This window comes from Pseudoduganella aquatica, from assembly GCF_009857595.1.
Classification (GTDB): domain Bacteria; phylum Pseudomonadota; class Gammaproteobacteria; order Burkholderiales; family Burkholderiaceae_D; genus Rugamonas; species Rugamonas aquatica_A.
This window is the reverse complement of sequence record NZ_WWCU01000022.1, coordinates 41,431-64,067: the sequence shown is the minus strand read 5'-3', so window position 1 is coordinate 64,067 and position 22,637 is coordinate 41,431. Positions and strand designations below refer to the sequence as shown.

Genomic DNA, 22,637 nt, shown 5'->3' with positions numbered 1-22,637 from the left:
GGTTTGGATATAGGCCACTTGGGCCTGTTGCACATTATCGGCGCTGGGGGCTCTCTTCCATCGCGGGAAAAGCGGGCGGTTTACCGGCCTGCTTCCCGCAGCAACTTGCTATGCGGACAGGTATTCTGGCAGGACTGATCATTGCGCCGCCTATTGTAGCGCGGCGGCACCGCATGATTGTTCCGCGGCAGCAACAAAATTGGAGTTCATATGAAAACAAGCGGCTTGGGCATAGACAGCAGCAGGATACAAGCCATGATGGAGCAGTTGAAGGCGCACGCGGCCAAGCCGCAGGCGAGCGTGCCGGCCATCCAGACCGAGCAGCCGGCGGCCAAGGTCCAGTTCTCGGACGCGCTGAAGGACGCGCTGGACGCGGTGTCGGCCAGCCAGAGCAAGGCCGAAGCGCTGGGCAAGCGTTTCCAGATGGGGGACGACTCGGTCAGCTTGTCGGACGTGATGGTGTCCATGCAGAAATCGAGCATCAACTTCCAGGCCACCATCCAGGTGCGCAACAAGCTGGTGTCGGCCTACCACGACATCATGAATATGCAGGTGTAGGCCGACGGCTGATGCTTAAATCAGACGTTGCGCCTGCGCTTCAACGCAAGCACGGCCAAACCCATGCCCAGCAAGGCCAGCGACTGGGGTTCCGGTATCGGAACACCGGAACTGGCCTGGCGCACCAGCCAAACGCCACTGGCTGCGCTGCTTGATGTGACAAAATAGTCGTTGCGCAGCGCGGTGCCGTTAATTGCATAGTAGCCAACCATGCGGCTCAGTCCGTTATCGCTTAGCAAGGCACGCGATCCGTAGTATGCCGATCCATATGTGGAACTCATGGTGTCGCTTAGCAGGGCAGTCAGTGCCTGCGCCTCCAGTATGTCCGCGCTGGCGGTGCTGATGGTGCTATTACTGGTGCTGAACGGCAAACCTGCGTTGCCCATCAAGTCATGTACCTGCGCGGCGGTGGCAAGCTGGAAACCGCTGAACGGCTGGCCTGCGCCGAGTAGCGCCGTTACCTGTTGCAAGGTCATGCCGTATGTCTGGGACAAGTCCAGCCACTCCAGCTTGGTGGCGGTATCGATGGTGAGCAAATTGTCGGTGCTTGTCTGCCACGCACCTGAGATCAGCGTTGCGTTGGCCGCGCCGGCTGCCAGGGCGAAGGCAAGCGCGGCGATACATCTCTTTCCAATTATCATATTTAACTCCAGTTATTGCGGTGCTTCGTCCGCCAGGTTCATGTTGTAGACGATGCTGTGGAGGCCATTGGCAACTGCTTCGAGCTGGTAGGGGCCGGGGCTTGGTATAAACAGGGAGGAGGCCCAGTTGCCTTGCGCGTCGGCCACGGCGCTCACCGAGATGAAGGCTGGGGCGCCATCGGTGCTGACGGTGATGAGTACGGTGGCGCCGGGGGCGGCGGTGCCTCGCAGGGGAATCGGCTCCGGGCTCCAGACGGTCGGCACGACGATGGTGGGAGGCCCGCTTTCGGTAATTGTGACAGTGACGCTGGCTACGGGCAGAAGGGTGTATTCAGGATCGCTGCTGGCGAGGCTGTGCGTCATGGTGCGGGTACGGGTGCCTTGGACGATGTCGTTGGCAGGTGCCTGGACGCTGACCGTTTGCGGCGTGTTCCAGTTCGACGGGGTGAACGTCAACTGCGAGCGCGCCACGCTTAGCTGTGCGTCTGGAACCACGTTGACGGCGACATTGTCGGTGGGTTGTTGCAGCAACACGGCCTGGTAGGTGGCGCTGTTGCCTCCCTCTACCACGGTCACCGAAGCTGGTGCCACGGATACGCCGGTTGCGGTGCCGAAGTCAGTCAGCTGGATACGGGCAGCAGTCCCAAACGGAAGCAGCATACCGTCTGACGATACATAACGTCCGTCGCGGCTAGTGGAGGGATAATTGAAAGTGTACTCGTGAAAGCCTGCGGCGGGCACAGCACGTTTTGTTGTTCGTGTGGCGCGATCATATCGATAAAGGCTAATTACGTTTAATGGAGCGACGTAGCCCAAGAAACTCACGAAGCGCCCGTCTGCGCTGATGGTGACTCCACCTGGCCCTCCGGAGTGGCTGTTCACAGTAATAGGAGAGCTTGCACGTTCAGTTGTACCGGCCTTGCGGTCGCGCACGAACACATCACGCGTTCCGGTGATGTCTCCAGGAAGCGAATTCTGCGCGGACACGAATGCCAAAACGTTGCCGTCTGCGCTCATTGCCAAGCCTTGGGCCATGCCTTCGAATGCGTCGTCAATACCGCTCGTACGGTCATGCACCACCACTTCGGTCTTGCCGACACCGCGCACTTGTCCGATGTAGGCAACATAGCGACCATCATCGCTGATTTGGATAAATTGTGTGCCGAGAGTGTGTGTAGTGGTAACCGGCGAACTGGTGCCAGCAACCCGATCATATACATATATATTCGACTCAGTGCTGCCGGCGGCGAGGAGCGCGCGGTAGGCAACGTAGCGGCCATCCGCGCTGATGGTCAGTTGAGTAAACGCGGTGTTTGAAGCGTAGCCAATGAAGATAGGCTTGGTGATGTTGCTTATGCTGTCGTAGATAAAGAATCCCGTTTTACCATTGGGGACACCCATATCGGCCGCCAGTGAACGGAACGCCACGTAGCGCCCGTCCGCACTGAGCACCGGGCTGGCTGTCGCTGCGCCCGCTGATGGCTGTCCTGCCACCGTCAGATCAGCCTGGATATTCGTGCCTGTCGTTCGGTCGAGTATGTAAATATTTCCTCTCGCCGAACGAACGCTACTTACATAAGCGAGATATCGTCCGCTGCTACTGAGGGACGTAAAGCCGAGACTTCCACTGTTCGGCCCGCTTAGCGCTTCGGTTACTGGGACAGTCACAGCAGGCGGACTAGCCAACGCAAAGGATGAGGCCAATGCAAGTAATAAGCTTATTGAAGCCCGCCGATGGCCAATGGTATTTCTCGAAGGGGTATATTGCATTCAAACTCCTGCATTGTATTGTGGAAATAAATATTCCCAAAATGCACTTTTATACAGGAATGATGCCCTCGGAAAATGCGCAGATTGTCACTTTGCGCTAGATTAGTTAACCTAGGCCCGCGATGCGGGCGTTGCGCTCGCGTTCCAGCTTGGTGATGTAGCGCTGCACCGAGTTCAGCGCGCCGCGCGCCATGTCGGTGAACTGGCAGCCCAGGCGGCGGTTGGATTTATTGTTGAGCAGCGTCAGGTCCAGCGAGTTGCGGATTTGCAGGCTGGTCACGATGGGGCCGACTTCCGGCAGTTCGATGCGGCAGTCCGTGTACTGCTTGCCGATGCTGTCGCCCAGCAGCAGCTTGTTGTCGAGCATGGCGATGCCGCCGCAGCTGATGTCGGCCAGCGGGAAGCTGCTGCTGCCGCCGCCCAGCTCGGCCGGCAGCGGTATCACCACGCGCACCGGATTGCTGACCGGCGTGCTCATGCGGTAGTACTCGCGGCGCTGCAGGCGTATCAGCGCCTGCGGCAGGGCGATCTTCAGTGCCGGCGCGCCTTCGAAGGTGCATTTTTCCACCCGTTCGCTCTCGAACAGGATGCGGATCTTGTCCAGCGTGGTCTCGTAGGACAGCGACTTGGCGGCCAGGATGCGCTGGTTTTGTTCGGTGTTGATGGAGCAGTCGAGGATGACGGTGTTGTTGTCGGCGTCCACTTCCAGGATGGACGTGACGCAGACGTCCGCTTCGCCTTGCACCAGCATGCGGATCAGCTGGTTTTTCTCGCCGATGCTGCGCAGCAGCGCGATAATTTCCCTGCGCGACACTACCTCGAAGTCATGCCAGTTTTCCAGGTCCGCGTCTTGTCTGTTTGATTGCATTATTGTTCTTCTTGGTCTCTAAGTGGAGAGCTGGTATCCGGGGCCGGGGGCGGGGGCTGGCCGGATTTTTGCGCTGATTCAATATGATATAGCCACGCTAGTAGTTCCGCAATTGTGCGGTACAGCGCGGGGGGGATTTGTCGATCCAGATCAACATCCATTAGCAGAGACACAAGCTCCTTGGACTCGTGGATATGCACGCCGTGTTCGTTGGCAACGTGGATGATCTGTTCGGCCACCAGGCCGCGTCCCTTGGCCACCACTTTCGGGGCCGGAGAGTCGTTCTTGTAGGTCAGGGCGACGGCGCTTTGCAGCGGGCGGCGCGGGGCGTCATTCGCCATGGGCGTCTCCGGGCACGGCGTCCACCGCCGCCACGGCCGCGCCGTCCACGGCGGCGGCGCTGCCGCCTTCGGGTGCGATGCTCAGCGAGGCCAGCGGCGAGCCGGCCGCTTCCATGGCCAGCTGCAGCTGGCCGGACCAGGCGCGCAGCGTGGCCGCGCTGTCGTCGTCGCCGGTTTGCACCTGGATATGGACTTGCTCGCCCAGCAGCGTGACGGCGGCTGAAATGCGGCCCAGCAGCGGCAGGCGGAAGCGCACGCCGCTGCGCCACACCGCTTCATTGTCCCGGCCTTCCTCCTGGCCTTGCTGGCTGTGCTGGCCGCCGTCGCGCTGGTCGCGCTGGATTTCCCATTGCATGGGCTGGCCCGGCCAGGCCTGGCCGTTCCACTGCACGCGCTGCTGCTCGTGGGCGTGCAGCTGCTGGTTGATCAGCTGCGCCGCGCTCAGGTCCGGGCTGGACAGGGCGGCGCGGGCCAGGGTTTCGCTGGTCTGCGGGCCGCCTTGCGCGGCGGGTGCGTGGAGGCGCTGGTTCTGCGGCTCGCGCATCAGTTCCTGCAGCGGGCGTTTGCCTTCGGCCCATTCGGCCACGTGGGATTCGTAGAACAGGCCGCTTTCGCCCAGCGCGCTTTTCAGGTTGTGGGCCAGCTGCTCGGCGTCCGGCACGCCGGCCGACACCAGCGGCGTCTTGCCGTTGATGGTGGCGGGCACGCCGGGGCCGTTATAGGCCGTGGCCAGCGCGCTGGCGATGGTGCGGGCGGCTGAACTGAGCGTGGCGGCGGGGGCGTCGCGGCCCAGCTCCGGCAATTGGTCGGCCGGTGTGAGCGGCGCGCGGCCCAGCAGGGTGGCGGCCAGGCTTTGCGGACGCACTTGCCCGGCCGGCGCGGCATTGCCGGACTGGCCTGCCGGCACTGAACCGGCTGCGCCGGCGGCCGCCTGCGCAGCGGCTTGCGCTGCTGCCTGTGCCGCTGTCTGCGTGGCGGTTTGGGCGGAGGACTGGGGCAGGGCTTGCTGAGGAGCTTGGCTCTGAACCTGGCCCTGGACTTGGGCTTGCGCCTGAGCTTGTGCGTTTGCCAGGGCTGCTGCCTGCGGATTGGCCTGCGGGGCGGCGGCGCCCGCTTGTCCAGGCAGGCCGGCCTGGGCGGCAGCATTGGTGGCTGGATTCGCTGCCGGATTCGTTGCTACATTCGCTGGGTTGCCCGCCGCATTGGCAGTGCCGCTTGGCGTGCCGGCGGCGTTGCCGGGCAAGCCGGCCTGTCCTTCCGTGCCCGGCAGGCCACCCGCCGCTGCGCCGGGCTGGGCAGCCGCTCCCTGGCCAGTAGCGGCGCCGTTTTGCCCGGCGGGCGTGCCGGGCTGGCGGCCGGACAGCGTGGTGGTGTCCTGCGAGGGCAGGCGGCCCTGCGTGGTGGCGGTATCGGGATGGTCGCCGGGCGGCAGGCCGGCTTCGGTGTAGAGCTGGGTGGCCTGGCCGCCTTGCGCGCCAGTGCCGACCTGGAAAGTGGGCCGGGGCGTGACCGTGAGCAGGGTGAGCGGCACTTCGGCGCCCACTTGCGCGCCGCCCGGCAGCAGCATGCGGGCCGAGTTGCCCGCCACCCGCACCAGGTAGCTGCCGTCGTCATACTTGGACAGCACTTCGCCCTTCAGCGGCTGGCCCACCAGCCCGCTGAGCGCGCGCTGCAAGCCAGCCTGGCGCGCGTCGCTGACGGGGATGGCGGCCGGCGCGGGCGACACGGCGCCGACAGGCCTGACGCCGGCGGCGTCCAGACGTGGCGGCAACATGGGCTGTCCCTATCCCGGCTTCAGACGCTGCCGTAAGCGTTGACCAGGCGCCGCTCGGCGCCGGCGCTGTTGATCAGGGCGGACAGCTGCGCCATCCACGGCATGGCCAGGTCGCGGATCTGGCGGTCGGCGGTCAGCATCTGGCGGATCAGCTCGACCTTGCGCTCGCGCTCGGCGCCCTGCAGCGGGGCCGGATTTTCCTGCCCCTGCAGGGTGCGCACATGGCTGGCGCAGCGCTGTTCCAGCACCATCAATTCGTCCCATTCGCCCAGGGTGGCGTGCGCCAGCATGCGTTCGGTCAGCGCCGCCATGTCGGCGTACACGGATAAAACTTCTTGATTCGTCATCATAAATCAGGCGCTCGCGTATTTATTGGTTTGGGTGGGGGCGGTGGCGGGCGCTTTCACGGCCGGGGTGTCGCCGATCTGGTTCCAGGCGTCGCGCAGCTCGGTCAGCAGGCGCTGCACTTCCTCCAGGATAGCCGGATCGTTCTTCAGGTTGGCCGTCAGCAGGCGGCCGCTCATGTATTCGTACAGCGCGTCCAGTCCTTCGGCGATTTCGCCGCCCACTTTTTTGTCGAGCGCGGCGCGCAGGCCGCTGTCGATAATCATGATGGCCTTGGAAATGGCCTTGCCTTTTTCCCCGATATTGCCGGAGCGCATATTCAGCAGGGCGTTGGTGATGGACACCAGCGCGCCGTCAAACAGCATGACGATCAGTTTGTGGGGGCTGGCTGCGACCACGCCGGTCTCCATGCCCACTTTTGCATAGGCATTGACGCCAGTTTGCCTTGATCCGAACATACTTTATCTCCTGTTAATACGGTTACTTGCTCAGGGCCGCGAACTGCTGGGCCAAGAACGACGCGGTGGTGCTCAGGCTCGACAGGGTGGTGTCGAGCGCCGTGTATTGTTTGCGGTAGCGTGCTTCGATATCGACCAGTTTGGCGTTGAACGCGTCTTTCTGCTTGCCGATGTCCTGCACCGAATTGTTCAGCCCTTTGGTGCGGCCGCTGAGAATGCCGGTGCCGCCCAGATAAGTCTTGGCCAGGTTGTCCATCTGGTAGGCATAGCCCTGCGAAAAGCCGATGGTGCCGCGGCTGCCGATGGTGTCGCCCTTGATCTCCAGCTTCAGGCCGGCGGTGGCGGCGCCGGGCGCGCCGGTCAGGTTCTGCCCGTCGCCGGTGGCGGCATAACCGCCTATGGTGCCGGCCACGTCCAGGCCGTCCACCGAGGTGGCGGCGCCGAAGATGTCGGCCACGGCGGTACCGGTTTCGCTGGTCAGCGTGATATTCGACTTGCCGCCGTACTTGGTGGACGACAGCGCCAGCGTGCCGTCGTCGTTGACCTTGACGGCCACGGTGGAGCCGGCGTCGGAGAAGCGGGTGGTACCGTTGATCGAGGCCTGCAACAGGGTGGCCAGCGCTTCCGGCGTGTAGCTGCCGGCGGTCAGCTTGACGGTGGCGGTGTTGTTGCCGTTGCTGGGCAGGGTGTCGTTCAGCTTGACGGTCCAGGTGGTGTCGGCGGCGATCACGGTGGTGGCCGGCAGGGCGGCCGCGCTGGTCAGCGCGCCCTGGGTGGCCAGGCGCGAAATTTCGATCTCGTAGTCGCCCGCCTTGGTTTGCGAGGTGGCGCTGACAAAGGAAACATTGCTGTCGCTGGCGCGGCCCACGGCGGCGAACAGGCCGGCGATGTCGTTGAAGTTGCTGGTGATGGCTTTTTGCAGCTTGCCCGAGTCCAGCGCCAGCGAACCGTCCTTCTGGAAGGCGATGCCGACCTGGGACAGCGAGGTCAGCTTGCTGCCCTCCAGGCCGGTGATCGCGCCGGTGAGCTGCTTGCGCAGCTGCGACTGCAGGGTCTGCACGGTGGAGTCGCCCAGCAGCACGCCGCCGGTCTTGGTTTCCGCGTTGTAGCCGTTCAGGCCCTTGATCTGGTTGTTCAGGTCGTTGTACGCCTTGACGAAGCCGTTGATCGAGGTGGTGATGGTGGAGGTGTCGCGCGCCACGGTCAGCGTGGCGCTGCCCACTTTGCCGGCGGTCAGCGAAATGCCCTCCAGCGCGCCGGTGATGCTGCCGCTGCTGCTGGTGACGGCGATGCCGTTGACCACCGCCTTGGTGTCCTGGGCGGCGGTTTTCTGGCTCAGGTTCTGCGCCCCGGCCGGGTCGTAGCCGAGCAGCGCCACAATGGCCGGGTCGGCCGGGTCCGCGCCGTCGCCGCTCAGGCTGATCTTCATGTTCGAATTGGCTCCGGTGGCGCTCGAATTGAGCACCAGGTGGAAGGGGGTGCCAGTGCTGCCGTCCGAGACGATGGAGGCGGTCACGCCGAAGTTGGCCTTGTTGATGGCGTCGCGGATGCCCTGCAGCGTGTTGTTGGTGCTGTCGATGACGATGTTGCCGCTGCTGCGCGTGCCGTCCTGCGTGAAGGCCGCGCCCTGGTAGGCGCCGCCGATGCCAGCGGCCAGGCCGGCGGCGGTGGGATTGCTGCCGCCCACATTGATCTGGGTGCCGTTGGCCGAGACCAGCGAAATCGAGCTGCTGGCGATGGTGTTCGAGCCGGTGTTGGCGGTGCCGCTGTTGCCGATGCCGCCGGTGACGGCGCCGCTGACGGTTTCCGTCACGGCCAGATTGGAGCCGTCGGCATTGCTGAATTTCAAGTCGCCGGCGGCCGCGGTGCCGGTGAAGGTGATGTTGGCGTTGTGCAGCGCCTGCGTCACGCTGTTGCTGCCGCCCAGCAGGGAATCGAGCGAGGCGGCGTCGATGGCGCCGCCGGCGCCGGCTTCCTGGCTGGCCAGCTGCACGCCGCCCACGCTGAGCGCATAGCTGCCGCCGCCGCTGGTGTCCACCGCGCCGAAGGTGGACGCGCCGCCGCTGCCGAACAGGGTGGCGCTGGTGACGGTGGGCGCGGCCGTGGCGGACACGCCGGTGGTGGTGCTCTTGGCGTTGATGGCGTCGGCCAGCAGCTTGGCGCTGCGGGTGCTGCCGTCGGTGAGGATGGCGGTGCCGTTGATACTGAGCGCGCCGGGTGTGATGCCGCCGGTCAATACGCCGGCGCCCAGGGTGCTGCCGCTCAGGCCGAAGCTGCCGCCGGCCAGCGTGCCGAGCTGGATGTTGATGGTGGTCTTGCCGCCCACGCCTATGGTGGTGGCGGCGGTCTTGTAGCCGCCCGAGGCCAGGGTCTGGGCCTGCGCGATCTGGCTGATATCGACCTTGTAGTTGCCGGGCTGGGCTTTCGAGGTGGCGCTGCCGGTCAGGATGGCGGTGTCGCTGGAGGTGCTGCTCAGGGCCTGGAAGCTGGACAGCGAGGTCAGGCTGGTGAGCGAGCTCTGGAAGGTGCTGAGCGCGCCGGACAGGCTGCCGAAGGCGGTCACTTTGGCCAGGTAGCTCGCGCTTTTCTTGTCCATGGTGGCCAGCGGCGCGGACTCCACGGCCATCAGCTTGGTGATGATGGCGTTGACGTCCAGTCCATTGGAACCGATACCCGGTGAAGAAATGCCCACGATGTACTCCTAGCGAAAACGATAGATTAAGTCATTATCGGCATATTCAAATAGGACTTGAGAGGGGAAAACCCGGGCTTGTTCGATGAAAGCCTAAAAAAGCGGCAGGCGCGGGCGCGCTAAAGGAACGCGTAAGGGCAGTATATGCCGCCATGCTGCCACGGCGGTAAAAAAAACGGCGCGCTTCAGAGGCTGAGCGCGCCGTGTTTGCCGTCAGGCGGTCTGCCGTATCAGCAGACCCTTGGTGGTGTCGAGTGATTTGGCGATCTCCAGCGCCTCCGGCGAGGGGATCTGGCGCAGCACCTCCTTGGTGGTCTGGTCGACCACTTTGACGATGGTGCGCTTGCTGTCGTTGTCCACTGAAAACTCCAGGCCTTGCGACTTGGCCTGGGACGACTTGTTCAGCTCCGACACGGCATTGTTGACCTGCTCCAGCGTCGGCGCCGGGGCATTGCCGCGTACTGCGGCGGCCGTTTCCAGCGTGGCGGCGGGCGTGCGGCCGGCGCTTTGCAGCGCCACCGGCTCGGCGCCGGCCGCGCTGCGCTCCGCCGGGCGGGGCGCGCTGGCGGCGCTGATGGAATCGATAGTCATGATGCTTCCTTTGTGAAAAATCCCCGGCAGACCAGGTCAGCCGGGGAACCGATTGTCAACCGTGGCTGACCATCACACTACATGGCTAATTAGCCACGCAGCAGGGACAGCACGCCGTTCGGCAGCGAGTTCGCTTGCGCCAGAATCGCGGTACCGGCTTGCTGCAGGATCTGGCCACGGGTCAGGCTGGCCGTTTCCGAGGCGAAGTCGGTGTCCTGGATGCGGCTGCGGGAAGCCGACAGGTTTTCCGTGGTCGTTTGCAGGTTCGAGATGGTCGAAGCGAAACGGTTCTGGATTGCGCCCAGTGCTGCGCGGTTGCTGTTGATCTGGTTCAGCGCGGCATCGATGGTCAGCAGGGCCTTGTTGGAACCGTCCACGGTGCTGACGTCCAGCGAGGACACGTTGTCCAGGTTGGAGCCGACACCGGTAGCGTCGCCGGCGATCACATCGCTGCCGGTGATCGAGAAGCCGCTGTCGGACGAGAACTCAACGCGGCCGCCGATGGTGATGTCGGTACTGCTGGCTACGGATACGCCGGTCGACGCTGCACCGCCGATGTCCGCGCCGCGCACCAGGGCGTTGGCCAGGCCGCCGTTGTTGGCGCCAGGGGTGATGTGGATGTCGTCGCCGGTGGCGTTGTCCAGTTGCAGCTCTTTCAGGCCGGTGGTCTGGTCAATTTTCACCGAGGCGGTCACGTTGGTGGTGCCGCTTTGCGCGTTGATGGCCTGGGCCACTGCAGCCAGGTCGCCGTTCTTGACCGAAGCGGTGATGGTGACGGCGGTGCTGTTCGAGCTTTTCAGGTCGAACTGGATCGGGCCGTCGGCCACTACGCCGGTGGCGTCGGTACCGATGTATTGCAGGGTGGCGCTGGTCTTGGCCTGGGCCGACACGCCGCTGGTGCTGCTCAGTGCGTTGACCTTGTCAGCCACGGCGCGGGCGCTGTCACCGGTCTTGGCGATCACGGTCGAGGTGACGCCGTTGCCGGAGTTGATGGTCAGCGTTTCGTCGGCAACCAGCAGGTTGCTCGCGGTGGCGGTCGCTTGCGACAGGGAGGTGGCCTTGTCGACCGGACGGATGGTGTTGTTGCCCAGGTCCGAAGCCTTGGCGCTCTGCACACCGATGTTGATGGTCTGGTTGGAGTTGGCGCCAACCTGGAACTGGGTGTTGGTCAGCGAACCGTCCAGCACGTTCTGGCCGTTGAACTGGGTGCTGTTGGCAACGCGGTCCAGCTCGGACGACAGGGCCGACACCTCGTTCTGGATCGATTTGCGGTCGGAAGCGGAGTTCGAACCGTTGGCCGACTGCACGGCCAGTTCGCGGATACGCTGCAGCAGGTCGCCGGCGGTGCTCAAACCACCCTCAGCCGTTTGCGCCAGCGAGATACCGTCGTTGGCGTTGCGGGCTGCCTGGTTATTGCCGCGAACTTGCGAAGTGAAACGTTCCGAAATTGCCAGACCCGCAGCGTCGTCTTTGGCGCTGTTGATGCGCAGGCCGGACGACAGGCGTTGCAGGGAGGTGCCCAGCGCGCCTTGCGAGGAATTCAGGTTACGCTGCGCGTTCAGCGAGGCAATATTGGTATTGATGGTTTGTGCCATGATGTTTCTCCGAAACTTGTACTACGAATTGGGCGACATGCTCATTTCACTTTGGCCCGCCCCGCTGTTCCGAGACGATCAAGCCGCTGTTGTATTCAGTAACGGTTGCCCCATGGGAAAATTAAGGGAGAAACAGGCGCGAAATTTTTTCATTTCACCCTACAATTTGCATCCTCATACACGCTTAAGCGGCGTGTTTCGGCCGAACTTTAGGGTGAAAATAATTTTATTTTGAGCAAAAAAAACGGCCCGCTGGGGAGCGGGCCGGATTGCAGGGAAGGCGGAGTTGCTTATTGGGCAATCTAATCGGCAATGACCACGCGGTTCTTGCCGGTCTGCTTGGCCTGGTACATGGCCTTGTCGGCCCGCTTCACCAGTTCGGTCTGGTCTTCATGCGGGCGGCGCAGGGCCACGCCGGCCGAGAAGGTGATCAGCACTTTCTCGTTGTCGTGCATAAAGAAGTGGCGGGTCAGCTCACGCTGCAGGCGCGTCATGGTCTGCGAGGCCGCTTCGATGGTGGTCTCCGGCAGCAGGATCAGGAATTCCTCGCCGCCGAAGCGGGCGATCACGTCCATCGAGCGCAGCGTGTCCTTGACGATCTTGACCAAGTGCTTCAGGGCCGCGTCGCCGGCGATGTGGCCGTAGGTGTCGTTCAGCTTCTTGAAATCGTCCAGGTCCAGCACGGCGATGCACAGCGGCGTGCCGCGCCGGTCGGAACGGGCGGTTTCGCGCTCGAACACGTCGTCCAGGCCCCGGCGGTTCAGGCTGCCGGTCAGCTGGTCTTCGCGCACCAGTTCGCTCATATGCTGCAGCTTCGCTTCCAGCTGGTGGATGCGGGCCTCGGCGTCCTGCACTTCCTGGCGCGCCATCATCATATTGTCGCGCGCCTTGAGCGCCTCGCCCTGCACGATGCGGGTTTCCTTCAGCACCTCGTCCAGGATCTGGTTCAGCTCGGTGATATTCTCGGCCTTGCTGATCTTGGTCGAGTAGCCGCCTATCTTCTCGTGGAAGTCGCCGGTCGAGGCGGCCACCTGGCCCAGGCGGTCGATAAAGGTCATCATCATGTTCTTGACGGTGAGCTTGACGTCCGACAGGCTGTGCTTGAGCTGGCTTTGCTTGTAGATCACGTCCTTCAGGCTGCGGGTGGCGTCCTCCAGCGCGCGCTGGTCCAGCGGGCCGGCGATCAGATTCTGCACCGCGTCGATCTGGCCGCGCAGCCAGGAATCGTCGTCCAGCAGGCCGTTGACGTTGTCGAGCAGCAGGCGGAACAGGCGCAGCAGCAGTTCCTGCTGTTCTGCGGTATCGCCGCTTTTCAGTTCAATCTGGTAGCACAGCTGCTTGAGGCGCAGCGCGATCTCGGACAGCGCCGCCTCGGTGTGGGCCTCCTTGGTGGCCGCGCCCAGCGCTTCGGCCTCGGCCACCAGGGCCGGGGTGCCGCTCAGCAGCGAAGCGACGGCGAAGCTCAAGGTGCGGCTCAGCATTTCGCGCAGGGCCTTGGTGTGCTCGCCGTCCGGGATGTCGGCCACGTCGATGCCGCGCTTGACGGCGGCGGGGCGCTCGGCCAGCTGGGTCAGGGTGCGGGCATAGCCTTCCCAGTCGCGCGACTTGGCGGCGCGGCTCAGGCGGCGGCCGAAATCGGCCAGGTCGCCGGGCTGCTCGCCCAGGCGGCTGGCGAACTGGTACAGCATCAGTTCCGGGCCGGGATCGGCCGGCGCGGCGGTGCCGGCCAGCACCGGCGGCGCGGGCGGCACAGGAATGCCGGCGATCTCGTTGTAGATGTCGCGGTAGGCCTCCGGCGTTGGCGCAATGCGGCGCGTCGCCAGGCGGCGGAAGGCTTCGCGCGCGATGTCGGCCGGATTTTGCTCCATCGCGGCGGGAGGGGGAGATTTACTGGACATGTGACGCACGGCCTCTTATCTAGGTTTACTGACTGGCTCCATGATAGTTCACGCTCTGGCGCGCTTATGCGGGGATAAGCGGGCGGAACAGCACTTACTTTTCGGCATGAAACAATATCGAACCAGCAATAGCGCCCCGTCGTGCGCCTACTCGATCAGCTGGTTCTTGATCGCGTAGTGGGTCAGCTCCGCGCTGTTTTTCAGTTTCATCTTGGCCAGCAGGCGGGCGCGGTACTCGCTGACGGTCTTGACCGACAGCGACAGCTCCTTGGCGATGGCGCCCACCGTCTTGCCGGAGGCGATCATGGTCAGGGTCTGGTACTCGCGGTCGGACAGCGTTTCGTGCGGCGGCGCCTCGTGGTCCTCGCCCACGTGGTTGGCCAATTCCTGGGCCAGCGCGGCGCTGATGTATTTTAACCCGCCCGCGACCTGGCGGATCGCGGTGACCAGTTCCTTCGGTGCGCTCTGCTTGGTCAGGTAGCCGGCCGCGCCGGCCTTGAGCGAGCGGATGGCGTACTGGTCCTCGCGGTGCATGGACAGCATCAGCACGGCCAGCTCCGGCTTGTCCTTCTTGACCTGCTTGAGCACTTCGATGCCGCTGCGGTCGGGCATGGAGATGTCGAGCAGCATGACGTGGCAACCGGACTTGCGGAACAGCTTGATGGCGTCCAGGCCATTTTCCGCTTCGCCGGCCACCACGATGTCGCGGGTGTCGGCCAGAATTTGCTTCAGGCCTTCGCGCACGATGGCGTGGTCGTCGGCGATAAATACTTTGATGAGGGCTTTGTCTGACATGGGGGGCGGTGGCGCTGCCGAATTATTTCATTGCGGCAATTATGTGGTGTTGCTTATTGTAGCGCCGCCAAGCGCCGCGGGCGAGGGCGGCACGGCAGTTTCGCGCTTAATCTTGATGGCGACCACGGTTCCGCCGCCCGGCGCGTGGCTTAGCGTCAACGTTCCGTTCAGGGCGCGGGCGCGTTCGGCCATGCCGCGCAGGCCGAAGGACTGCGGCTTGGCGCGGTCGGCCGGGGCGATGCCGCGTCCGTTGTCGCTGATCTTCAGGTTGATATAGTGGCGCGTGCGGCCCAGCTGCAGCGCCACCTTGCTGGCGCGCGCGTGCTTGGCGATATTGTTGAGCGCCTCCTGCACGATGCGGAACAGCGCGCTGGCGCGGTCGGGATCCAGCGCGATCTCGCGCAGCGCGCTGTCGAAGCTGACCTCGATGCCGGCCTGGGTGCCGAACTCGCGCGCCTGCCACTCCAGCGCTGCCACCAGGCCGAAGTCCAGGATGGAGGGGCGCAGGTCGAGCGAAATGCGGTGCACCGCGTCGATGGTGCGGTCCACCAGCGCATCCACATAAGCGGCCTTCTCGTGCAGCGCGGCGTCTTCTTCCGGCAGGCGGCGGCTCAGCATTGCCAGCGCCATCTTGATGGCCGTCAGGTTGCCGCCCAGGTCATCATGGATTTCGCGGGCAATGCGGGTGCGCTCCTGTTCCTTCACCGTTTCGATGTGGGCGGTCAGTTCGGCCAGGCGGGCGCGGCTCTGGCGCACTTCCAGCTGCTCCAGCTTGCTCTCGGTGATATTGGTCATGATGCCTTCCCAGCGCACCGTCCCGGCGCCGGCCAGCACATGGGGCGTGCAGCGCAGGTTGATCCACTTCACGTCCTTCCACGCGTCGACCCAGATGCGGCCCTCCCAGTTCCAGCTCCACAGCGACGTGGCCGAGGCCTGCATGGCGTCCAGGTAGGATTTGCGGTCCTCCTCGAGTATCAGCTCGAAGAAGCGCTCCGGCTGGGCTTGCAGCTCGGCGGCCGGCACGCCCAGCAGGGCCTGGCAGCCGTCGCTCAGGTAGGGGAAGGCCACGCTGCCGTCGGCGCGGCGCTCGAACTGGTAGACCAGGCCGGGCGTGTTGCGCACGATGGCGTCGAAGCGGGCCTGGGCTTGCTGCAGCGCCTGCACAATGGCGGGCTGCTCGGCGTCCGGGGAGGCCGGCGCGGCGGACTGCGGCTTGCTCATGGCGCGCGGCGGCGCGCGCGCCACTGGGTGATGTAGCGGCGCAGCAGGCGCCACAGGCGGTTGCCGTTGCGCGCGTGCCTGACCGGATGCAGGCGCGCCCACAAGGCCTTGCGCCAGGCGCGCACGGCGCCGGCCAGCGCCGATACTTCGCGCCAGGCGCGGGTGGCGCGCAGGCGGCCGGTCCAGTCGTCCTTAAGCGCCATGAAGCGGGCATGGCACCAGGCAAACCAGCGCAGGCACAGCAGCGAGGGCAGGGTCAGCGCGTAGATGCGCGCCACGGCGGCCGCGCCGGCCACCTTGGCCAGCAGGATGGTGCACACGCCGGTGAAGGCGTGCCCTTTGGCAATGGCCAGCAGGGCCAGTATCTTGACCGGAAACAGCAGCAGTCCCGGCAGTACAAACAGGCACAGCGCGGCGACCGGGCCGAGGCCGGCGATCCAGCGCGCCAGGCGCGGCAGCGGCACCACGCGGGTGATGGCCGCCATCAGGCGCGCGCCCAGGTCCCACAGCCATTCCTCTATCAGCAGGATCACGGCGGCCAGGTAGACCAGGGGCGCCAGCAAACGGCGCCTGAGTGTGTACAATCGCTTCATAGAGGCATGATACGTGAAAAGGTATGAGTAAAGCATTCACCAAAGAAACCGACAACGACGATGACGACGAAGCCGTCGCGCTGGCGCTCGCCATTCCGCCGGGCTCGAAAAACTACATCACGCCGGCGGGCTACCAGCGCATCAAGGACGAGCTGCTGCAGCTGATCGATGTCGACCGGCCGGAAGTGGTGCGCGTGGTGCACTGGGCCGCCTCCAATGGCGACCGCTCCGAGAACGGCGACTATATCTACGGCAAAAAGCGCCTGCGCGAAATCGACCGCCGCATCCGTTTCCTGACCAAGCGCATGGACCTGGCGGAAGTGGTGAATCCGAGCGTGCACCATGGCAGCGACCAGGTGTTCTTCGGCGCCACCGTCACCTACAGCAATGCGCAGGGCGAGGAACGCACCGTCACCATCGTAGGGATAGATGAGCTCGATCCGCTGAAAGGCAAGATCAGCTGGATCTCGCCGGTGGCGCGCACCCTGACCAAGGCGCGCGAGGGCGACACCGTGACCCTGCACACGCCGACCGGCGCGGAGGAGATTGATATTTTGTCGGTGAGCTATCCGGCCCCTGCGGGGGACTGATGTGCGGGCTTGGCCAGCGTGGCGGGTTATGAGCTTCGTGGGCTGCTGGATGTTGCGTAGGGCGGGTTAGCGGAGCGTAACCCGCCAATCTCAGCTGCGTTCGCGCAGGATGCGGTTGACGCCGGCGACGCGGCGCACGTTGCGCAGCAGGCCGGCCAGGTGCACGCGGTCCTTCACCTGGATGGTGAAGCGCAGCTGGTGCAGCACGTGTTCCTTGTCCTCGTCCATGCCGACGAAGGTGATGTTGCCGTCCGATTCGCCAATCTCCGCCGCCACGCGCGCCAGGATGCCTTTTTCATTGTTGATGAGCAGCTTGATGCGGCTGTCGAAGCGGCGGTTGATGTCCGCGCCCCATTTGACGGCGATCCAGCGGTCCGGCTCTTTCTGGCGCTGGCGCTTGGCCACCGAGCAGTCCGAGGTGTGCACCAGCAGGCCCTGGTCGCGCCGCAGCTGGCCGACAATCGCGTCGCCCGGTATCGGCAGGCAGCATTGCGCCAGCTGCACCGACACGCCTTCGCTGCCGCAGATGGTCACCGGATCCAGCTCGGCCGCGCTGTTGTGGTCCACCGGCGCGGCGGCCGATTCCCCGCCCAGCAGGCCGAAGATGTGGCGCGCCACCAGCGCCGCCATGCGCTTGCCGATGCCGATGTCGGCATACAGCTCGTCCAGCGACTTGGCGCTCGATTCGTTCAGCAGGCGCTCGGCCAGCGGTTCCGGCAGTTCCGGGTCGATGCTGACGGCGGCCAGCGCCTGCGACAGCAGCTGGCGGCCCAGCGCGATCGATTCCGGCAGGTTGATGGTGCGCAAGTGGTGGCGGATGGCCGAGCGCGCCTTGCCGGTGCGCACGAACGACAGCCAGCTCGGGCTGGGCCGCGAAGTCGCGTCCGTGACGATCTCCACGATGTCGCCGTTGCGCAGCTCACTGCGCAGCGTGGACGGCTCGCCGTTGATGGTCACCGACACCGTATGGTCGCCGATGCCGGTGTGGATGGCGTAGGCGAAGTCGATCGGCGTGGCGCCGCGCGGCAGCGCGATGATCTTGGACTTCGGCGTGAACACGTAGACGGAGTCGGGGAACAGGTCGACCTTCACGTGTTCCAGGAACTCGGCCGAGTCGCCGGTCTGCTGCTGGATGTCGAGCAGCGACTGCAGCCACGCATGGGTGCGCTGCTGCATGTCGCTCAAATTGATGTCGCCGGTCTTGTACAGCCAGTGCGCTGCCACGCCGGACTCGGCGGTCCGGTGCATCTCCTGGGTGCGGATCTGGAACTCCACCGGCGTGCCGTAGGGACCGATCAGGGTGGTGTGCAGCGACTGGTAGCCGTTCAGCTTGCGGATCGCGATGTAGTCCTTGAACTTGCCCGGCATGGGCTTGTACAGCGAGTGCAAGGTGCCCAGCGCCACGTAGCAGTTGGGGAAGCTGTCGACCACCACGCGGAAGCCGTACACGTCCAGCACCTGCGAGAACGACAGGTGCTTGCTGCGCATTTTCTTGTAGATGCCGTACAGCGTCTTTTCGCGGCCGTACACTTCGGCCTCGATTTCCGCCATCGCCAGCGTGTTCTTCACCGACTCCAGGATCTTCTTCACCACTTCGCGGCGGTTGCCGCGCGCGGCCTTCACGGCCTTGGCCAGCACGTGGTAGCGCAGCGGGTACAGGTGGGAGAAGGAGATTTCCTGCAGTTCGCGGTAGATGTTGTTCAGGCCCAGGCGGTGCGCGATGGGCACGTACACTTCCATGGTTTCGCTGGCGATGCGGCGCTTCTTGGCCGGCGTCATCACGTCCAGCGTGCGCATATTGTGCAGGCGGTCGGCCAGCTTGATCAGGATCACGCGCACGTCCGAGGCCATGGCCAGCAGCATCTTGCGGAAGTTCTCCGCCTGCGCCTCGATCTGGCTCTGGAACTCGATCTTCTCCAGCTTGGACAGGCCGTCCACCAGGTTGGCCACCGGCGCGCCGAAGCGCTCGATGAGCTCGTCCTTCTTGACGTCCTGGTCCTCCATCACGTCGTGCAGCAGCGCGGCCATGATGGCTTGCGCGTCCAGCTTCCAGTCGGCGCAGATTTCAGCGACCGCGATGGGGTGCGAGATGTAGGGTTCGCCCGATTTGCGCACCTGGCCCAGGTGCATCTCGTCCGAGAAACGGTAGGCTTCCTTGACCTTTTTCAGGTCGGACGCCGTCATGTACTCGGACAGCTTTTCGGTCAGGTGGGTGACAGACGCAACGCCTGCCGTCAAAGTGGGGGTGGCGAGTGGCGAAGAGGTCACAGGTGGTGGTGCGGAGGGTGCGGAAACGGGAACGCCCGGCTCAGTATTGGCCGGGCGCCTGGCCCGGCTGGCGGGCTTGCCTGTAACATCGGTGTCAGTCAGGTCCATACATGTCCAGTGTCGGTGTGCTTGGGCTAAAACCTCGTACTACACTGGGCGGGAAGCGCAGGCTCCCAACTTACATGGGGACCTTTTTCAGCATTTCCAGGCCGACCTTGCCGGCGGCGATTTCACGCAGTGCGACCACGGTCGGCTTGTCCTTGGCGTCCACCTTGGGGGTGTGGCCTTGCAGCAGCTGGCGGGCGCGGTAGGTTGCGGCCAGGGTCAGCTGGAAGCGGTTCGGTACATTCTTCAGGCAATCTTCAATCGTAATACGGGCCATCTTAACTCCTAAAAATACGGCTGGTGCTAGGTTTCAGCGGTTTAATCTGCGTGTTCGGCGTGGATGCCCAGCTGGGCAAAGAGTGCTACGTTGCGGGCCGCTTGTTGCGCAAACCGGCAACGGGCCGCTCTCACAATCGCGCTCAGTTCGGACAAGGCGACCGGAAAATCCTGATTGATAATAACATACTCGAACTCCGGAGCGTGTGCGATTTCGCCGCCGGCCGCCAGCAGGCGGCGCGTGATCACGTGCGGCTCGTCCTGGCCGCGCTTGTGCAGGCGTTCTTCCAGCGCCGCGATGGACGGCGGCAGGATGAAGATGCCGGCCGCCTGCGGGAACTGCTTCTTCACCTGGCGCGCGCCTTGCCAGTCGATCTCCAGCAGGATGTCGGTGCCGGTGCGCATCTGTTCTTCGACGAAGATGCGCGAGGTGCCATAGTAGTTGCCGTGCACTTCGGCCCACTCCAGGAATTCGCCCGCTTGCGCGCGCGCCACGAAGTCTTCCGGCGTGGTGAAGAAGTACTCGCGGCCGTGTTCCTCGCCCGGACGCGGGGCGCGGGTGGTGGTCGAAATCGACAGCTTGATGGTGGGTTCCTGCGCCAGCAGCGCGTTGACCAGCGTCGATTTACCGGCGCCGGAAGGCGCGGCCACCATGAACAGGCTGCCGGAGAAGGCGGTGGTTTGGCTCATGTTGTTCTTTCGAAAACTAATGTGGGCTTGCGGCAAAAGCCATCGCCCAAAGGCGTATTCTACCAAGAGCCATTGCCATCAGTCACGTACCGCGTTGCTGGCGCTGCTTAGCTCGGCCAGCAGCCGCATCGCCGCCGCCGGCGCGCGCTCCTTGGCGCCGTTGATAAAGTAGGCGAACACGTCGCGCCCGGCGGCTTTGGTGCCGGCCTTGGCGGCGGCCGGCGGGCCGGCGTAGGGCAGGCCCGCAGGCTGTCCGCCCGCCTGCCATTGCGCCGCGCGCGCCGCCCATTGCTTCAGGTCCGCCTCGCTGTAGCCGGTTGCGATGTCCGCTTGCGCGCACATCAGGCGCGCGTAGACAAAGTCCGCCGTCAGGTCGGCGTAGGACGGATATTTGTCCGAATCCGTGTACACCGTGGCGATCTTGTGGCGGCGCGCCAGCTTCAGATAGTCCTCGCACATAAAGCTCTCGTGCCGCGTGTCGAGCACGTGGCGCAGCTTGCGCGTGCCCAGCTTGGCGGGCAGCAGCTGGAAGAAGGCCTCCAGCTCGTCCGGGTCGAAGCGCTTGGTGGGCGCGAGCTGCCACAGGATGGGGCCGAGCTTGCCGCCCAGCTCGGTGAGTCCGCTGTCCATGAAGCGCTCCACCGATTCGCCCGCTTCGCCCAGCGCCTTGCGGTTGGTGCAGTAGCGGCTGGCCTTGACGGCAAAGACGAAGTCGTCCGGCGTCTGCGCGGCCCAGTTGGCGTAGTGTTCCGGCTTGGCGTTGCGGTAGTAGGTGCCGTTGATCTCGATGCTGGTGACCTGCCGGCTGGCGTATTCCAGCGCGCGCTTCTGCGCCAGCCCGGCGGGATAGAAAGTCTCGCGCCACGGCGCAAAGTCCCAGCCGCCTATGCCCACCCGGATCTGTTTTCCCATGCCGCCTCCTTGTTTGGATGATAACGTCAGATAGCGCTTGACCGCTAGACCGACCGGTCTATAGAATTCAATCATGACAACACCCACCACCCGCGAGCGCCTGGTCGCCGCCATGATCCACACTTTGCAGCACACCGGCCTGCACGGCGCCGGCCTGAGCGACATCCTGGCGCAGGCGCAGGCGCCCAAGGGCGTGCTCTACCACCATTTCCCCGGCGGCAAGAACGAACTGGCGGTGGCCGCCATAGAAAGCACCGTGTCCTATATGTGCGCCACGCTCGACAAGCTCATGCTCAGCGAACCGGACGCCCGCACCGCCATGAAAGCCTGGATAGGGCGCGCGCTGCGCGGCCTGGACGGCAGCGGCTTCGAGCGCGGCTGTCCTTTGGCGGCGGTGGCGCTGGAATCGACGGCGGCCGACGTGGCGCTGCGCCAGGCGCTGGCCGACGGCTTTGCCGCCATCCGCGCCCGCATCGCCGCCGCGCTGATGGCGGCAGGCCACGGCGAAGCGCGCGCGCAAGGCATCGCCGCGCTGATGGTGGCCGCTTACGAAGGCGGCCTGCTGCAGGCCCGCGTGGCGCACGACGCCACCCCCATGCTGCAGGCCACCGAAACCCTGCTGTCCCTGCTCGACGCCCAACCCTGAACGCACGAGGAAAGCCATGACCACCGCCCATTTCAAGCTCGCCGCCGCAGTCGCCGCGCCTTCCGCCTCCGCCGCCAAATCCGGTCCGGGCCAGCCCGAACGCGTCACCCTGCACGCGGCCGACGGCTATGCGCTGGCGGCGCTGCGCTACCGCAGCCAGGGGCCGGAGCGGGCGCGCCTGATCGTGGCCGGCGCCACCGGCGTGCCGCAGGGTTTCTACCGCCGCTTCGCCGAATACGCGACCGCCAAGGGCTACACTGTGCTGACGCTGGACTATCGCGGCATCGGCCTGTCCAAGCCCAAGACCTTGCGCGGCTTCCGCATGGACTACCTGGACTGGGGCCGGCTGGATCTGGCGGCGGCGGTGGAGGCCGTGGCGGGCGAGGGCGGCGGCGCCGGGCCGGGTCGGGCTGTGCCGCTGTGCATGGTGGGCCACTCCTACGGCGGCCACGCCTTCGGCCTGCTGCCCAACCACGACAAGGTGGACGGCCTGTACACCTTCGCCACCGGCGCCGGCTGGCACGGCTGGATGCCGCTGCTGGAGCGGGTGCGCGTGAAAATCATGTGGAATGTGATCGGCCCGCTGCTGACGCGCTGGAAAGGCTGCCTGGCGTGGAGCAAGCTGGGCATGGGCGAGGACTTGCCGCTGGACGTGTACCGCCAGTGGAAGCACTGGTGCCGCTACCCGCACTATTTCTTCGACGACCCGGCGATGCGCCAGGTGGCGGCCGGTTTCGACACGGTGCGCGCGCCCATCATGGCGGTCAACGCGGTGGACGACCTGTGGGCGCCGCCCAACTCGCGCGACGCCTTCATGCGCGGCTACCGCAACGCGCCCTGGTTCGGCATCACCATCGACCCTGTCGGGTCCGGCATCGGCAAGATCGGCCACATGGGCTACTTCCGCCCGCAGTCCCACACGCTCTGGGCCGCCGCCCTGGACTGGTTCGACGGCATAGGCCGCGACCGCCCCCAGCCGCACCCGCCGGTCTGAGCCGGATTGGGTTGAA

The 22,637-nt window shown here is 64.9% G+C and carries 22 protein-coding genes; 4 read left to right on the top strand and 18 right to left on the bottom strand.

The genetic code is table 11. From position 1 onward, the window contains the following. Window positions 1–210: 210 nt before the first annotated feature. A complete protein-coding gene (gene fliE / locus GTP77_RS18685; RefSeq protein ID WP_161073659.1) occupies window positions 211–558 on the top strand; it encodes a flagellar hook-basal body complex protein FliE in 348 nt (115 codons plus the stop codon). 20 nt (window positions 559–578) lie between these two features. Here the strand turns inward: fliE and GTP77_RS18680 are convergent, their stop codons facing one another. The 14 genes from GTP77_RS18680 to GTP77_RS18615 form a co-directional block, all read right to left on the bottom strand. Then, on the bottom strand, window positions 579–1,199 hold the full coding sequence (locus tag GTP77_RS18680; protein WP_161073658.1) for a PEP-CTERM sorting domain-containing protein: 621 nt from the start codon (window positions 1,197–1,199) through the stop codon (window positions 579–581). Window positions 1,200–1,211: 12 nt separating this feature from the next. Beyond that, on the bottom strand, window positions 1,212–2,969 hold the full coding sequence (locus GTP77_RS18675; protein ID WP_161073657.1) for a TolB family protein: 1,758 nt from the start codon (window positions 2,967–2,969) through the stop codon (window positions 1,212–1,214). Between the two features lie 106 nt (window positions 2,970–3,075). After that, complete coding sequence (locus tag GTP77_RS18670; RefSeq protein WP_161073656.1) at window positions 3,076–3,837, bottom strand: flagellar brake protein; 762 nt, start codon at window positions 3,835–3,837, stop codon at window positions 3,076–3,078. Next, window positions 3,837–4,178, bottom strand: a complete 342-nt coding sequence (locus GTP77_RS18665; protein ID WP_161073655.1) for an EscU/YscU/HrcU family type III secretion system export apparatus switch protein — start codon at window positions 4,176–4,178, stop codon at window positions 3,837–3,839. Before GTP77_RS18665 ends, GTP77_RS18670 begins: the two co-directional genes overlap by 1 nt. After that, entirely contained in the window at window positions 4,168–5,952 is a 1,785-nt protein-coding gene (fliK, locus tag GTP77_RS18660; RefSeq protein ID WP_161073654.1) for a flagellar hook-length control protein FliK, read from the bottom strand. The genes GTP77_RS18665 and fliK overlap by 11 nt, the downstream gene beginning before the upstream one ends. Window positions 5,953–5,972: 20 nt before the next feature. After that, window positions 5,973–6,302 (bottom strand): flagellar protein FliT, encoded by a 330-nt coding sequence (locus GTP77_RS18655; protein WP_161073653.1) that lies wholly within the window; start codon window positions 6,300–6,302, stop codon window positions 5,973–5,975. Between the two features lie 3 nt (window positions 6,303–6,305). Continuing rightward, complete coding sequence (fliS, locus tag GTP77_RS18650) at window positions 6,306–6,755, bottom strand: flagellar export chaperone FliS (RefSeq protein ID WP_161073652.1); 450 nt, start codon at window positions 6,753–6,755, stop codon at window positions 6,306–6,308. Window positions 6,756–6,777: 22 nt separating this feature from the next. Then, window positions 6,778–9,447, bottom strand: a complete 2,670-nt coding sequence (gene fliD / locus GTP77_RS18645; protein WP_161073651.1) for a flagellar filament capping protein FliD — start codon at window positions 9,445–9,447, stop codon at window positions 6,778–6,780. A 213-nt stretch (window positions 9,448–9,660) separates the two neighbouring features. Continuing rightward, the gene (locus GTP77_RS18640; protein ID WP_161073650.1) at window positions 9,661–10,038 is read right to left on the bottom strand and encodes a flagellar protein FlaG; all 378 of its coding nucleotides are present in this window, start codon (window positions 10,036–10,038) and stop codon (window positions 9,661–9,663) included. Window positions 10,039–10,127: 89 nt separating this feature from the next. Then, entirely contained in the window at window positions 10,128–11,633 is a 1,506-nt protein-coding gene (locus tag GTP77_RS18635) for a flagellin N-terminal helical domain-containing protein (protein WP_161073649.1), read from the bottom strand. 302 nt (window positions 11,634–11,935) lie between these two features. Next, window positions 11,936–13,531: a GGDEF domain-containing protein gene (locus GTP77_RS18630; RefSeq protein WP_161073648.1), complete on the bottom strand. Its 1,596-nt coding sequence runs from the start codon at window positions 13,529–13,531 to the stop codon at window positions 11,936–11,938. Window positions 13,532–13,678: 147 nt separating this feature from the next. Then, window positions 13,679–14,326 carry a response regulator gene (locus tag GTP77_RS18625; protein WP_161073647.1) on the bottom strand — a complete coding sequence of 216 codons (648 nt, stop codon included), beginning with the start codon at window positions 14,324–14,326 and terminating at the stop codon, window positions 13,679–13,681. Window positions 14,327–14,365: 39 nt separating this feature from the next. After that, entirely contained in the window at window positions 14,366–15,547 is a 1,182-nt protein-coding gene (locus tag GTP77_RS18620; RefSeq protein WP_161073646.1) for a PAS domain-containing sensor histidine kinase, read from the bottom strand. Further along, window positions 15,544–16,140, bottom strand: a complete 597-nt coding sequence (locus tag GTP77_RS18615) for a hypothetical protein (protein WP_161073645.1) — start codon at window positions 16,138–16,140, stop codon at window positions 15,544–15,546. Before GTP77_RS18615 ends, GTP77_RS18620 begins: the two co-directional genes overlap by 4 nt. Before the next feature lie 23 nt (window positions 16,141–16,163). Between GTP77_RS18615 and greB the strand changes: the two genes are divergently transcribed. Next, window positions 16,164–16,730 carry a transcription elongation factor GreB gene (gene greB / locus GTP77_RS18610; protein ID WP_161073644.1) on the top strand — a complete coding sequence of 189 codons (567 nt, stop codon included), beginning with the start codon at window positions 16,164–16,166 and terminating at the stop codon, window positions 16,728–16,730. A gap of 90 nt (window positions 16,731–16,820) precedes the next feature. Here greB and GTP77_RS18605 read toward each other — a convergent pair whose 3' ends face one another. From GTP77_RS18605 to GTP77_RS18590, 4 genes are all read right to left on the bottom strand, one after another. Next, window positions 16,821–19,106, bottom strand: a complete 2,286-nt coding sequence (locus tag GTP77_RS18605; RefSeq protein WP_161073643.1) for a RelA/SpoT family protein — start codon at window positions 19,104–19,106, stop codon at window positions 16,821–16,823. A 70-nt stretch (window positions 19,107–19,176) separates the two neighbouring features. Continuing rightward, the gene (gene rpoZ, locus GTP77_RS18600) at window positions 19,177–19,380 is read right to left on the bottom strand and encodes a DNA-directed RNA polymerase subunit omega (RefSeq protein ID WP_093557479.1); all 204 of its coding nucleotides are present in this window, start codon (window positions 19,378–19,380) and stop codon (window positions 19,177–19,179) included. 41 nt (window positions 19,381–19,421) lie between these two features. Then, window positions 19,422–20,069, bottom strand: coding sequence for a guanylate kinase (gene gmk / locus GTP77_RS18595; RefSeq protein WP_161073642.1), 648 nt, complete (start codon window positions 20,067–20,069; stop codon window positions 19,422–19,424). A 78-nt stretch (window positions 20,070–20,147) separates the two neighbouring features. Continuing rightward, the gene (locus tag GTP77_RS18590) at window positions 20,148–20,981 is read right to left on the bottom strand and encodes a DUF72 domain-containing protein (protein WP_187358765.1); all 834 of its coding nucleotides are present in this window, start codon (window positions 20,979–20,981) and stop codon (window positions 20,148–20,150) included. Window positions 20,982–21,054: 73 nt separating this feature from the next. Between GTP77_RS18590 and GTP77_RS18585 the strand changes: the two genes are divergently transcribed. Both GTP77_RS18585 and GTP77_RS18580 read left to right on the top strand, forming a co-directional pair. Then, window positions 21,055–21,627 (top strand): TetR/AcrR family transcriptional regulator, encoded by a 573-nt coding sequence (locus GTP77_RS18585; protein ID WP_229202257.1) that lies wholly within the window; start codon window positions 21,055–21,057, stop codon window positions 21,625–21,627. Between the two features lie 16 nt (window positions 21,628–21,643). Then, complete coding sequence (locus GTP77_RS18580; protein ID WP_161073640.1) at window positions 21,644–22,621, top strand: alpha/beta hydrolase family protein; 978 nt, start codon at window positions 21,644–21,646, stop codon at window positions 22,619–22,621. The last annotated feature ends 16 nt before the right edge of the window (window positions 22,622–22,637 follow it).